The sequence below is a fragment of the Pseudomonas sp. NPDC008258 genome, assembly GCF_042956345.1.
Lineage (GTDB): Bacteria > Pseudomonadota > Gammaproteobacteria > Pseudomonadales > Pseudomonadaceae > Aquipseudomonas.
Window position 1 is genome coordinate 75,152 of sequence record NZ_JBIBGE010000032.1, and the last position, 13,219, is coordinate 88,370.

Consider the following 13,219-nt stretch of genomic DNA (forward strand, 5'->3'; position numbering starts at 1 on the left):
GCAGGGCAGTGCGCCGGCGTTACCCGGCCTTTTCGATACGCCAGATACCAAACGGCAGGTGCCAGGGCTCGATGCGCATGAACTGGGTCTTGCCGTACCACGACCAGCGGTGGCCGTTCATCAGGTCTTCGCCGTGGGTTTCGGCGTTGTCGTCCAGCCCAAGCTCCCACAGCGGCAGCTCGAAATGCGCCTCTTGGGCGTTGTGCGGGTCCAGGCTGATCGCCACCAATATGAAGTTGTCGCGCTCGGGCGTGCGCTTGGCGAAGTACAGGATGTTGTCGTTCCAGCAATTGAAGAACGCCACGCCCAGGTGGGTTTGTAGAGCACGGTTCTGCCGGCGAATGCGGTTGAGCTGGGCGATCTCGGCAATGATGTTGCCGGGTTGGGTGAAGTCCCGTGGGCGGATTTCGTATTTTTCCGAATCCAGGTATTCCTCCTTGCCCGGCAGCGGCGTGCCTTCGCAAAGCTCGAAGCCCGAATACATACCCCACAGGCCCGAACCCATGGTGGCCAGCGCGGCGCGGATGAGGAAGCCGGCGCGGCCAGAGGTGTGCAGGAAGTACGGGTTGATATCCGGGGTGTTGACGAAGAAGTTGGGCCGGTAGCACTGGCTCCACGGCGGCTGGTTGAGTTGCTCGTAGAATTCGCGCAGTTCCTGCTTGGTGTTACGCCAGGTGAAGTAGGTATAGCTTTGCGCGTAGCCGACCTTGCCCAGGCGCGCCATCATCGCGGGCTTGGTGAATGCCTCGGCCAGGAAGATCACATCCGGGTAGCGGGCGCGCACATCGGCGATCATCCATTGCCAGAACGGTAGTGGCTTGGTGTGCGGGTTGTCGACGCGGAAGGTTCTGACACCCTCCTCCACCCAGCCAATGATCACATCGCGCAGGGCCAGCCACAGGCTGGGCACCGCGTCGGGGGCGTAGAAGTCGACGTTGACGATGTCCTGGTACTTTTTCGGCGGGTTCTCGGCATAGCGGATGGTGCCGTCCGGGCGCCAGCTGAACCAGCCCGGGTGCTCCTTGAGCCAGGGGTGGTCCTGCGAGCACTGGATGGCGAAGTCGAGGGCGATTTCCAGGCCGTGCTCGGCGGCGGCGGCCACCAGGCGGCGAAAGTCGTCGCGGCTGCCCAGTTGCGGGTGGATCGCGTCATGGCCACCTTCGGCACTGCCGATGGCATAAGGGCTGCCCGGGTCGCCCGCCTGGGCCGTGAGCGCGTTGTTGCGGCCCTTGCGGTGCTGCATGCCAATGGGGTGGATAGGCGGGAAGTACAGCACGTCGAAGCCCATGTCACGGATCATCGGCAGGCGTTCATGTACATCGTTGAAGGTGCCATGGCGCTTCGGGGCGTCAGTGATCGAACGCGGGAACAGCTCGTACCAACTGGCGAACTGCGCAGCCGGGCGGTCGACATCGACGGGGAATTCGCGGCTGCGGGCCAGGTAGCTGCGGTGCTCGGCTTCGCTCATCAGGCGCGCCGTAGTGGGGTCGAGGAACAGCGCCACCTGGTCGTCTGTGCCAAGCGTGGCCAGGCGTTGCTGCGTGGCGTGCAGTTCTTCGCGCAGGGCACCGTTGCACAGGTCGATACCCTTGCCCAGCATCAACCGGCCCTCTTCCAGCTCCAGCGTCACCTCGACACCGGCGTGGTACTTTTTCTCCAGGTCGTGACAGTAGGTAGCGTAGGGGTCGACCCAGGCTTCGATGCTGAACAGGTGCGGGCCCAGCTCGGTCGGGGTGAATTCGGCCAGCCAAAGGTCGTTACCCGGCGACTGCATGGGCACGCAATGCCAGCGCCGGCTGTTGGCCTGGCGCCAGTTGAGCATCACGGCCAGGCGGTCGTGGCCATCGCAATAGACCTTGCTGCTGACGGCCACCGGCTGGCCGCTGATGGCCTTGGCGGCGAAGGTGCCGGCTTCGAGTACAGGCTGGGTGTCTTCGATCACGATACGCGGCGCCAGCAGCGCCTGGGACAGACCAATGGCCTGGTCCGCGTGATCGTTCGCCATGGGCACGCTTTCAAAGGGCTCGTTACGTGACATCGACCTTGCTCCCTCAGGCTGGTGGCGGTAAGGGTTCAGAGCCGGGCACAGGCGTGGGGTTCAAAAAAATTGAGCGAACGGCAGCTGCCAGCGGTCACAGCCTGCAGCACCTCTTCAATCCACCCACGCGAGGTCAGGCAATGAACATTCCCATTCCACCGGAAACCCCCGATCCGAATATCGACGACCCCAGCTTGCCGCCGCCCGTGCCGGAAGAAGAGCCGGACGAGTTGCCGATCAAGCCTACGGTGCCGCCGACAGTGGGCGACCCGCCGAGCCAGGAACCACCGGTGAAGGCTTAAGGGTAGACCAACGCACCTGATATTTTTGCCAGTAGCTCCTTTCGGCGTTGAATACGAACATCGGGTCTCCACTACGCACTGGAGGTTGCAGATGATCATTGAAAACGTCGAAGGCGATTTTGGCAGGGCGTCGCTTGATAACATGAATGCATGGCTTGTCAGTTATGCACCCACAATCAACGACCCGAAGCTTGATCAACGCCTCAGCGATCTTTTCAGCAAGGCGCAGTTCGAGCGGTTTCTTGAAGGCATTGATGAAGAGCTGGAGGATTACGGACCGGTAAAAAGACGTTTCTTGCCACTGTATCCGGAAGGCACTTTGGTGAAACTGGTGGAGGCTTGGGAACGCTATCAGGAGTCTGCATGATGACCGGTGGCTCAGGTATTGCCTCCAAGCCACATCACACGCATTACCAAGCTGAAGTAATCGATCATCTTCAAGATGCAGGCATCGTTGATCCTACTTTAGGCATGCGCTTGCTGGAGATGGACCAGGACAAGCGCGAATATGCGCTTCGACAGTTGGAATCAAGGTACCAGGTACGATTGAGGCGAGACGCGGCTGCCACCGTCCATGCGCTGGCTGAAGAGCTTGGCAGGGCGCTGATTTTACGTTGATCATTCCGGCCTCTTCGCGGGTAAACCCACAGGGATTGGCGCTGCATCTGTGGGAGCAACTGTCTTGTTCAAGATCTGAAGGCTTGCGCAGTCCCTGTGGGAGCGGGCGCGCCCGCGAACACCGGCAAAGCCGGTGCCATCCACCGCGTCGCCTGTTTCGCGGGCATGCCCGCTCCCACAGGGACTGCGTTGGCTTCGAGTTAACGCGGTACCAGTGGGAGCGGCTTTAGCCGCGAAAGGGCCGGTTGAGCCCATGCATCAACCAGCAATTGCAGCCGAAATTTCCGCCACACTGATCTCCCGCATGCGGAATTTCTGCACCTTGCCGGTCACCGTCATCGGGTATTCGTCGACAAAGCGGATATGCCGCGGCACCTTGAAGTGGGCAATGCGTGCCTTGCACCAGCCCTGCAACTCTTCGACCGTGGCGCTGTGCCCTGGGTGCAGCTTGATCCAGGCGACGATCTCCTCACCGTAGCGGCTGCACGGAATACCGATTACCTGCGCATCGGCCACGGCCGGGTGGGTGTAGAAGAACTCTTCCAGCTCACGCGGGTAGATGTTCTCGCCGCCGCGAATGATCATGTCCTTGTTGCGCCCGACAATGCGCACGTGGCCATGCTCGTCCATCACCGCCAGGTCGCCGGAGTGCATCCACCCTGCCGGGTCGATGGCATCTGCCGTGGCCTGCGGGTTGTCCCAATAGCCAAGCATCACGCTGTAGCCGCGGGTGCACAACTCGCCAATCTCGCCGCGCGGGACGATACAGCCGTCAGTGTCCACCAGTTTGTTTTCCAGCTGTGGCTGGGTGCGGCCGACGGTGGTCACGCGCAATTCCAGCTCGTCGTCCGGACCTGTTTGCAGCGACACCGGGCTGGTTTCGGTCATGCCGTAGGCAATTTGCACTTCGGCCATGTGCATCTGGTCGATGACCCGGCGCATTACCTCGATCGGGCAAGTGGCACCGGCCATGATGCCGCTGCGCAGGGTCGACAGGTCCATGCCTTGGCGGGCCGGGTGGTCGAGCATGGCAATGAACATGGTCGGCACGCCGTACAGGATGCTGGCGCGCTCCTCGGCGACGGCGCGCAGGGTGAGCTCGGCGTCGAAGGCGTCGTTGGGGTAGATCATGGTGCTGCCGTGGGTGATGCAGCCAAGGTTGGCCATGACCATGCCGAAGCAGTGGTACAGCGGCACCGGGATCACCATGCGGTCGTGTGCGGTCAGGCCCAGGCTTTCGCCGACCATGAAGCCGTTATTGAGGATGTTGTAGTGGCTGAGCGTGGCACCCTTGGGCGCCCCAGTGGTGCCTGAGGTGTACTGGATGTTCACCGGCTGGTCGAACTGAAGGCTCTGCTGCCGGGCGGTACAGGCCTCGTTCGAGGTTTGCCCTGCCCGCTCGGCCAGCGCTTGCCAGGGCAGGAAGCCGGCAGGTGGCTTGGCGCCCAGGCTGATCACACCGCGCAGGTCCGGCAGGCGCTCGCAAGCCAGTTCACCTGGCATGGCGCACGCCAGTTCCGGCGCCAGTTCCTGGACCATGGCGTGGTAGTCGGACGTTTTGAAAGCATCGGCGCACACCAGCCAGCGGCAGCCGGACTGGCGCAACACGTATTCCAGCTCGCCCACGCGATAGGCGGGGTTGATATTGACCAGAATGGCGCCGACCTTGGCACTGGCCAGTTGCAGGATGCACCACTGGGCGCAGTTGGGTGACCAGATGCCAACGCGGTCGCCGGTGTTCACGCCCAGGGCCATCAGCGCGCGGGCATGCACTTCGACCTGTTCGGCCAGCTGGCGCCAGCTGTAACGCAAGCCTTGGTGACGCGACACCAGCGCCTCGCCGTCGGCACAGCGGGCCACGGTGGCATCGAAGGCCTGGCCGATGGTCTGGGTCAGCAAGGCTTGGTCCTGGCGACCGCGGGTATAGCTCGGTTGACTCATGGGTGTCCCTTCTTGTGGTTGTTCTGGGCACGACTAAAGCAGCGGGAATACTCTGGCGCAGATTTACGTTTACGTAAAGGTGACGATTGGATTGACAGCCACTGCACTCAGGTTTACGTTAACGTAAAGGTGATGAACAACACCGACCCTCAGGCATGACGCCGAACCCTGTGGGAGCGGGCGTGCCCGCGAATGCGATCATTCAGGCAATGACGGTGGCCCTGCTGATGCATTCGCGGGCACGCCCGCTCCCACAGGGTCCGGCGACAGCTACATGAGCTACGGTGTAACCCAATTTCAAGAACAAGAAGGTGCCCCAGCATGCATTACCCCTCCCTGAACTTCGCCCTGGGCGAAACCATCGACATGCTCCGCGACCAGGTTCGCGCCTTCGTCGCTACCGAACTGGCCCCACGCGCCGCGCAAATCGACCACGACAACCTGTTCCCCGCCGACATGTGGCGCAAGTTCGGTGACATGGGCCTGCTGGGCATCACTGTTTCGGAAGAGTACGGCGGCGCCGGCCTGGGCTACCTGGCCCACGTGGTGTCGATGGAAGAAATCAGCCGTGGCTCGGCCTCGGTGGCACTGTCGTACGGCGCCCACTCCAACCTCTGCGTCAACCAGATCAACCGCAACGGCACCCACGAGCAGAAGCTCAAGTACCTGCCCAAGCTGATCAGCGGCGAGCACATCGGCGCGCTGGCCATGAGCGAGCCCAACGCGGGCTCCGATGTGGTGTCGATGAAACTGCGCGCCGAAAAGCGCGGTGACCACTACGTGCTCAACGGCAGCAAGACCTGGATCACCAACGGCCCAGACGCCAACACCTATGTCATTTACGCCAAGACCGACCTGGACAAGGGCCCGCACGGCATCACAGCCTTCATCGTCGAACGTGACTGGAAAGGCTTCAGCCGCAGCAACAAGTTCGACAAACTGGGCATGCGCGGGTCCAACACCTGCGAGCTGTTCTTCGACGGCGTGGAAGTGCCGCAGGAGAACATCCTCGGCCAGCTCAACGGTGGCGTACGCGTGCTGATGAGCGGCCTGGACTACGAGCGCGTGGTGCTGTCCGGCGGCCCGACCGGCATCATGCAAAGCTGCATGGACCTGGTGGTGCCCTACATTCATGACCGCAAGCAGTTCGGCCAGAGCATCGGCGAGTTCCAGCTGATCCAGGGCAAGATCGCCGACATGTACACCCAGCTCAATGCCAGCCGTGCCTATCTCTACGCCGTGGCCCAGGCCTGCGACCGAGGCGAAACCACCCGCAAGGACGCCGCCGGGGTCATCCTGTACACCGCCGAGCGTGCCACGCAAATGGCCCTTGAAGCGATCCAGATTCTGGGCGGCAACGGCTACATCAACGAGTTCCCGGCTGGGCGCCTGCTGCGCGACGCCAAGCTGTACGAGATCGGTGCCGGCACCAGCGAAATCCGCCGGATGCTGATTGGCCGCGAACTGTTCAACGAAACCCGCTGAGCACAAGGGACGGGCGCACATGGCTACCTTGCACACCCAGATCAACCCGCGTTCGGCGGAGTTCGCCGGCAACAGCGCGGCCATGCTCGAACAGGTCCAGGCCCTGCGCGGCCTGCTGGCCCAGGTGGCCCAGGGCGGCGGCCCCAAGGCCCAGGAGCGGCACACCTCACGTGGCAAGCTGCTGCCACGCGAACGTATCGACCGCCTGCTGGACCCGGGCTCGCCATTCCTCGAAATCGGCCAGCTGGCCGCCCATGAGGTGTACGGCGAAGACGTGCCGGCTGCGGGCGTGATTGCCGGCATCGGCCGCGTCGAAGGCGTGGAATGCATGATCGTGGCCAACGACGCCACGGTAAAGGGCGGTTCGTACTACCCGCTGACGGTGAAAAAGCACCTGCGCGCGCAAACCATCGCCCTGCAAAACCGCCTGCCGTGCATCTACCTGGTGGATTCGGGCGGCGCCAACCTGCCGCGCCAGGACGAAGTGTTCCCCGACCGCGAGCATTTCGGGCGGATCTTCTTCAACCAGGCCAACATGAGCGCGCAAGGCATCCCGCAGATTGCCGTGGTGATGGGCTCGTGCACGGCGGGCGGTGCCTATGTGCCGGCCATGGCCGACGAAGCAATCATGGTGCGCCAGCAGGCGACCATTTTCCTGGCCGGCCCGCCACTGGTAAAAGCCGCGACGGGTGAGGTGGTAAGCGCCGAAGACCTCGGCGGTGCCGATGTGCACTGCCGCACCAGCGGCGTCGCCGACCATTACGCAGACAACGATGAACATGCATTGGCCATTGCCCGGCGCAGCGTGGCCAACCTCAACTGGCACAAGCTGGGCAAGCTGCAACGCCTGGCCCCGGTGGCGCCGCTGTATGCCGCCGAGGAGCTGTATGGCGTGGTGCCGGCCGATGCCAAGCAACCGTTCGACGTGCGCGAGGTGATTGCGCGCCTGGTCGATGGCTCGGTGTTCGATGAGTTCAAGGCGCTGTTCGGTACTACCCTGGTGTGCGGCTTTGCCCACCTGCATGGCTACCCGGTGGCGATTCTGGCCAACAACGGCATCCTGTTTGCCGAAGCCGCGCAAAAAGGCGCGCACTTCATCGAACTGGCCTGCCAGCGCGGCATCCCGCTGCTGTTCTTGCAGAACATCACCGGTTTCATGGTCGGCAAGAAGTACGAAGAAGGCGGTATCGCCAAGCATGGCGCCAAGCTGGTGACTGCCGTGGCCTGCGCCCAGGTGCCCAAGTTCACGGTGATCATCGGCGGCAGCTTTGGTGCCGGCAACTATGGCATGTGCGGCCGGGCCTACGACCCGCGCTTCCTGTGGATGTGGCCCAACGCGCGCATTGGCGTGATGGGCGCTGAACAGGCCGCCGGGGTGCTGGCGCAGGTCAAGCGCGAGCAAAGCGAGCGCAGCGGCCAGCCCTTCAGTGCCGAGGACGAGGCCAGGCTCAAGCAGCCGATCCTCGACCAGTACGAACACCAGGGCCACCCCTACTACTCCAGCGCCCGCCTGTGGGACGACGGCGTCATCGACCCGGCGCAAACCCGTGACGTGCTCGGCCTGGCGTTGTCTGCCGCGCTGAACGCACCGATCGAACAGAGCCGCTTCGGCATTTTCCGGATGTGACCCATGAGCGATTTCAGCACCCTTGAAGTGACTCGCGACCCACGCGGCTTCGCCACCCTGTGGCTAAGCCGCGAGGACAAGAACAACGCGTTCAACGCGCAGATGATCCGCGAGCTGATCGTGGCCATCGACCAGTTGGCCGAAGACACCAGCCTGCGTTTTGTGCTGTTGCGTGGCCGTGGCCGGCACTTCAGTGCCGGTGCCGACCTGGCCTGGATGCAGCAGTCGGCGCAGCTGGACTTCAACACCAACCTGGATGACGCCCACGAACTGGGTGAGCTGATGTACGCCCTGCACCGCCTCAAGGCCCCTACCCTGGCCGTGGTGCAAGGGGCAGCCTTTGGCGGCGCGCTAGGCCTTATCAGCTGCTGCGACATGGCCATTGGTGCCGAAGACGCCCAGCTGTGCCTGTCGGAAGTACGCATCGGCCTGGCCCCGGCGGTGATCAGCCCGTTCGTGGTCAAGGCCATTGGTGAGCGCGCTGCGCGCCGCTACGCCCTCACTGCCGAGCGTTTCAGCGGTGTACGGGCCCGCGAGTTGGGCCTGCTGGCCGAGGTGTACCCGGCCAGCGAACTGGACGCGCAGGTCGAAGCCTGGGTGAACAACCTGCTGCAGAACAGCCCGCAAGCGTTGCGCGCTACCAAGGACCTGCTGCGCGAAGTGGACGACGGCGAACTCAGCCCGGCCCTGCGCCGCTACTGCGAAAACACCATCGCCCGCATCCGCGTCAGCGCCGAAGGCCAGGAGGGCCTGCGCGCCTTCCTGGAAAAACGCCGCCCCGCCTGGCAAACCGATGACAAGAAGGAACCGCGCCCATGAGCCGCCCCGTTTTGACCACCCTGCTGGTCGCCAACCGCGGCGAAATTGCCTGCCGGGTCATGCGCACCGCCAAGGCCATGGGCCTGACCACCGTCGCCGTGCACAGCGCCACCGACCGTGACGCCCGCCATAGCCGCGAAGCGGACATTCGTGTCGACCTGGGCGGCACCAAGGCTGCCGAAAGCTACCTGCTGGTCGACAAGCTGCTGGCCGCCGCCAAGGCCAGTGGTGCCCAGGCCATTCACCCGGGCTATGGCTTCCTGTCCGAGAACGCCGGCTTCGCCCGCGCCATTGAGCAAGCCGGGCTGATCTTCCTCGGCCCACCGGCCAGCGCCATCGACGCCATGGGCAGCAAGTCGGCAGCCAAAGCGCTGATGGAAGCTGCCGGGGTGCCGCTGGTGCCGGGCTACCACGGCGAAGCGCAGGACCTGGACACCTTCCGCGCAGCTGCCGAACGTATTGGCTACCCGGTGCTGCTCAAGGCCAGCGCGGGTGGCGGCGGCAAGGGCATGAAAGTGGTCGAGGACGAGAGCCAACTGGCCGACGCCCTGGCCTCGGCCCAGCGTGAGGCGCAGTCGTCATTCGGCGATGCGCGCATGCTGGTGGAAAAGTACGTCCTCAAGCCGCGCCATGTGGAAATCCAGGTGTTTGCCGATCAGCACGGTAATTGCCTGTACCTGAACGAACGCGACTGTTCCATTCAGCGCCGCCACCAGAAAGTGGTTGAAGAAGCCCCAGCCCCGGGCTTGTCGCCTGAACTGCGCCGGGCCATGGGCGAGGCGGCGGTGCGCGCTGCCCAGGCCATCGGCTATGTGGGCGCGGGCACTGTGGAGTTCCTGCTCGATGCCCGTGGCGAGTTCTTCTTCATGGAGATGAACACCCGCCTGCAAGTGGAGCACCCGGTCACCGAGGCCATCACCGGCCTGGACCTGGTGGCCTGGCAGATTCGCGTGGCCTGCGGCGAGGCGCTGCCGATCACCCAGGAGCAGGTGCCGCTGATCGGCCATGCCATCGAAGTGCGGTTGTATGCCGAAGACCCGGCCAACGAATTTTTGCCCGCTACCGGCACGTTGGCGCTGTACCGTGAATCGGCGCCTGGCGAAGGCCGGCGGGTAGACAGCGGGGTCAGCGAAGGCGACGTGGTGTCGCCGTTCTACGACCCGATGCTGGGCAAGCTGATTGCCTGGGGTGAAAACCGCGAACAGGCGCGCCTGCGCTTGCTGGCCATGCTCGACGAATTCGCCATTGGCGGGTTGAAGACCAACATCGCCTTCCTGCGGCGCATTCTGGCGCACCCGGCGTTTGCGGCGGCAGAGCTGGATACTGGCTTTATTCCGCGTCATCAGGATGTCTTGTTGCCCGCGCCACAGGCGCTGCCGGCTGGCTTCTGGGAAGCAGCAGCCGAAGCCTGGCTGCAGGGCCAGGAAGGACATCAGCGCGATGACGACCGTAGTTCGCCATGGGGGGAGCGCAACGGCCTGCGTTTGGGCTTGCCGGCGCGCACTAGCCTGCACTTGATGAGCGGCGGGCAGGACCAGGCGGTGGCTCTGGAGCGCAGTGCTGCGCCCACCTGGCAGCTGGCCGGCGAGCATCTGGTGCATGACCAGGCAGGTGTACGCCGCCAGCACTTGGCGATGCGCCGTGGTGGCACGCTGTACTTGAACTGGGAGGGTGAAATGCATGCCATCGAGGCTTTCGACCCGATTGCCGAGGCCGAGGCCAGCCATGGCCATCAGGGCGGTTTGGGTGCTCCCATGAACGGCAGCATCGTGCGTGTGCTGGTGGAGCCGGGGCAGGTGGTTGAAGCGGGTACGGCGCTGGTGGTGCTGGAAGCCATGAAGATGGAGCACAGCATTCGTGCACCGCATGGCGGGACGGTGAAGGCGCTGTTCTGCCAGGAAGGGGATATGGTCAGCGAAGGGACGGTGTTGGTCGAACTGGCCGAGTAAAGTAAACATCAACCCTGTGGGAGCGGGCGTGCCCGCGAAGAAGGCGACGCAGTGCATGGCACCGGCTTTGCCGGTGTTCGCGGGCATGCCCGCTCCCACAGGGACCGCGCAATGTTTGAGGTTTGCGCCGTACTTGTGGGAGCCCGGCTTGCCGGCGATGGGCTGCGCAGCAGCCCCGGCAATCTAGAATGCCCCGTGCACCCGCACGACCACACCCAGAAACTCGCAACCCTCTTCACACAGGATTGTCGGATAGCGCGTATTCAACGGCTTGAGCATCTTGTCGCCACCCTCCTCGACCAACTGCCGCAACACCGCAGGTCGCCCCGGCTGCCGGGCAATTACCAACCTGCCGGGTTCGGCCGGCAGGCCAGTGTCCACCAGTACGCGCATGCCCTCAGGCACACTCTTGCCGCTGGCCGCATTCATCGAATCGTTTTCCACCATTAGCCAGAACGCATTGCCGGCTGGCATGTAGTCCGTCTGCTCATGGGATTTGACCGCCTCGGGTAATGGCCCCTGCAAGTCGGCCCAAGCCAATACCGGGAAACGAAAGCTGGCATAGAGCAGCGCTTCACCTGAAACCGGCTGCTCGACGGCATAGCGGCCAGGCGCCTCACGTACGATGTCACGTTCTACCACCATGACTTGTGCTTCCAGAAACACCAGGCCAAGTTTTTCGAGCTTTTCGTTGATGGTTTCCAGCGTGGGACGCCGCGTGCCGCGCAGCCAATGCCCCACGCCACCCTGAGTCATGCCCAGGCGTTCGGCCAGCTTCAGCTGGCTGAGGTTGTGTTCGCGCTTGTAGCGCTTGAGAAATGCGTTCCAGTTTTCCATGAGCGGCAACAATACGGACTGTATTACCCGCAGCAATACACAATCTGAATTATTTATTTGAGCATAGTCAGTACAGATTGACCTATCCTCTGATTCCAGTGTGTTTGAAGGGAAATCAGAAGGTATCGCGATGAAACCACCGAAAAACGACGAAACAGATCTCGACAGCGAAGCCGCCCGCCGCGCGCTCGACTACTACCTGAACCCCAAGCCCCAGCGCCCCACCCTCGACAACAAGATCTGGACCCTGCACGAGAACGTCACGGGCGACCAGGCCCAGGAACATGCCATCGCCCTGCTGCGCTGCGCCGCTGCCACCGCACAGGAAACTGCCGCCCACCAGCACGGCAGCCAGCGCGAGCTGACTTACGCATTGATGCACATGATGGACATGGCCCGCGCCCTGCTGGAGCACAAGCGCGCCGCAGATCCGGATTTTTGAGTAAAAAGAAGGGAGAGAACGTGATGGCCGCGAACGGCAGAGGCCCCGATTGCCGGGACAAGGAAGTGCATCGGTAAAACTTTTTTACCGAATTGACGAAAATTCATTTGACTGGCAAATGATAACGATTATTATTGCACTCAGCTGATCGCGAGATCTGCTGGATAACCTGGAGCTTAGGTCGCTCTCAGATTATCTCCTCATCAGGCTAATCACGGTTTTTGACCCGGCTTTTTGCCGGGTCTTTTTTTTGGCTCTTCAGGCTAATGAAGATCGTGATGGCGCGCATGATAGCAAAGGTGTTTCAGGGCGTGAACGCTCATTACAAAACTTTGCGGAATCAGCACTTGAGAATCAATCTCGTTTCGCCTACGCTGGTCTCGCATCAAGGAAGATGCCCCCACCCCTCCCCCCTTTGTAAGCAAGGAGCTGTCCATGACCCGTCTGCTACTGCCCCTTGAGCACCCGACACCTGCTGCCGAACACGATGCCGAACACGCACTGCTGCATGCCCTGAAGCGGCTGCCCCGGCGTGTGCAACAAGTGTTCCTGCTAAACCGCCTCGACCAACTGGACTTCGCCAGCATCGCTGCGCGCCTGGACCTTCCCCTGGCCAGCATCGAGCGGAACATGGACCAGGCGCTGCAGGCCGGCCGCTCGCGCCGGGATGTACTGGCGAGTGTTGCCGGGCAATGGTATGTGCGCTTGCAAAGCCCCCAGGTGACGGCGTGCGAACGGATCGACTTTCGTCGCTGGCTGGATGCAGATACAGCCAACCTACAAGCGTTTCACGAAACAGAACTGCGCTGGCGCAGCCTGCTTGCACCGGCACGGCAGCTGGGCCATGACGGCTGGTACCGTCAAGGCCGGGCGGCGCTGTCGCTGGGCGGATGTTCGATTGCAGTCGGGCTTGGTGTGGCGGCGTTGGTGCTGTTTGGTTTCTGGGCGTGAGCAAAGCACCTGCATAGTCAAGCGAAGCCTGTGCCGACAATCGCCCGCAGCACGACCCCGATCACTTTTTGAACCGCATCCGGCTTGATTCTGCCAAGGATTAGGCAAAATTTTGGGTTCTTCACGGAATCCCGGGAAAGACAGAAACAAGAACGCCGGTTTGATGGATGATGTTCGTGCGAGCAAACACATCAACAAACCGGCGTTCTT

At 62.8% G+C, this 13,219-nt stretch carries 12 protein-coding genes; 9 read left to right on the forward strand and 3 right to left on the reverse strand.

All coding sequences use genetic code 11. The annotated features are described in order from the left end of the window. Positions 1-19 precede the first annotated feature (19 nt). Entirely contained in the window at positions 20-2,038 is a 2,019-nt protein-coding gene (locus tag ACFY9W_RS23010) for a maltotransferase domain-containing protein (RefSeq protein WP_391135180.1), read from the reverse strand. A gap of 140 nt (positions 2,039-2,178) precedes the next feature. On the opposite strand from ACFY9W_RS23010, the gene ACFY9W_RS23015 reads away from it, so the two are divergent. The 3 genes from ACFY9W_RS23015 (at position 2,179) to ACFY9W_RS23025 (ending at position 2,958) form a co-directional block, all read left to right on the forward strand. After that, complete coding sequence (locus tag ACFY9W_RS23015; protein ID WP_015271006.1) at positions 2,179-2,340, forward strand: hypothetical protein; 162 nt, start codon at positions 2,179-2,181, stop codon at positions 2,338-2,340. Positions 2,341-2,431: 91 nt separating this feature from the next. Further along, entirely contained in the window at positions 2,432-2,707 is a 276-nt protein-coding gene (locus ACFY9W_RS23020; RefSeq protein WP_391135184.1) for a hypothetical protein, read from the forward strand. After that, a complete protein-coding gene (locus tag ACFY9W_RS23025; RefSeq protein ID WP_391135187.1) occupies positions 2,704-2,958 on the forward strand; it encodes a hypothetical protein in 255 nt (84 codons plus the stop codon). The genes ACFY9W_RS23020 and ACFY9W_RS23025 overlap by 4 nt, the downstream gene beginning before the upstream one ends. Positions 2,959-3,216: 258 nt before the next feature. Here ACFY9W_RS23025 and ACFY9W_RS23030 read toward each other — a convergent pair whose 3' ends face one another. Further along, positions 3,217-4,899: a fatty acid CoA ligase family protein gene (locus ACFY9W_RS23030; protein WP_391135190.1), complete on the reverse strand. Its 1,683-nt coding sequence runs from the start codon at positions 4,897-4,899 to the stop codon at positions 3,217-3,219. A gap of 321 nt (positions 4,900-5,220) precedes the next feature. Between ACFY9W_RS23030 and ACFY9W_RS23035 the strand changes: the two genes are divergently transcribed. Genes ACFY9W_RS23035 through ACFY9W_RS23050 form a run of 4 tightly spaced genes read left to right on the forward strand, consistent with a single transcriptional unit; the run spans position 5,221 to position 10,779 of the window. Next, positions 5,221-6,384 carry an isovaleryl-CoA dehydrogenase gene (locus tag ACFY9W_RS23035; protein WP_016711544.1) on the forward strand — a complete coding sequence of 388 codons (1,164 nt, stop codon included), beginning with the start codon at positions 5,221-5,223 and terminating at the stop codon, positions 6,382-6,384. 19 nt (positions 6,385-6,403) lie between these two features. Beyond that, positions 6,404-8,011 carry a carboxyl transferase domain-containing protein gene (locus ACFY9W_RS23040; protein WP_391135193.1) on the forward strand — a complete coding sequence of 536 codons (1,608 nt, stop codon included), beginning with the start codon at positions 6,404-6,406 and terminating at the stop codon, positions 8,009-8,011. 3 nt (positions 8,012-8,014) lie between these two features. Then, positions 8,015-8,830, forward strand: coding sequence for a gamma-carboxygeranoyl-CoA hydratase (locus tag ACFY9W_RS23045; protein WP_391135196.1), 816 nt, complete (start codon positions 8,015-8,017; stop codon positions 8,828-8,830). Then, on the forward strand, positions 8,827-10,779 hold the full coding sequence (locus tag ACFY9W_RS23050) for a biotin carboxylase N-terminal domain-containing protein (RefSeq protein ID WP_391135199.1): 1,953 nt from the start codon (positions 8,827-8,829) through the stop codon (positions 10,777-10,779). The genes ACFY9W_RS23045 and ACFY9W_RS23050 overlap by 4 nt, the downstream gene beginning before the upstream one ends. Before the next feature lie 183 nt (positions 10,780-10,962). On the opposite strand, the gene ACFY9W_RS23055 is transcribed toward ACFY9W_RS23050, so the two are convergent. Continuing rightward, positions 10,963-11,616 carry a S24 family peptidase gene (locus ACFY9W_RS23055; protein ID WP_391135202.1) on the reverse strand — a complete coding sequence of 218 codons (654 nt, stop codon included), beginning with the start codon at positions 11,614-11,616 and terminating at the stop codon, positions 10,963-10,965. Between the two features lie 130 nt (positions 11,617-11,746). On the opposite strand from ACFY9W_RS23055, the gene ACFY9W_RS23060 reads away from it, so the two are divergent. After that, positions 11,747-12,058: a DUF6124 family protein gene (locus tag ACFY9W_RS23060; protein WP_391135204.1), complete on the forward strand. Its 312-nt coding sequence runs from the start codon at positions 11,747-11,749 to the stop codon at positions 12,056-12,058. A 435-nt stretch (positions 12,059-12,493) separates the two neighbouring features. Next, positions 12,494-13,009 carry a DUF4880 domain-containing protein gene (locus ACFY9W_RS23065; protein WP_391135207.1) on the forward strand — a complete coding sequence of 172 codons (516 nt, stop codon included), beginning with the start codon at positions 12,494-12,496 and terminating at the stop codon, positions 13,007-13,009. The last annotated feature ends 210 nt before the right edge of the window (positions 13,010-13,219 follow it).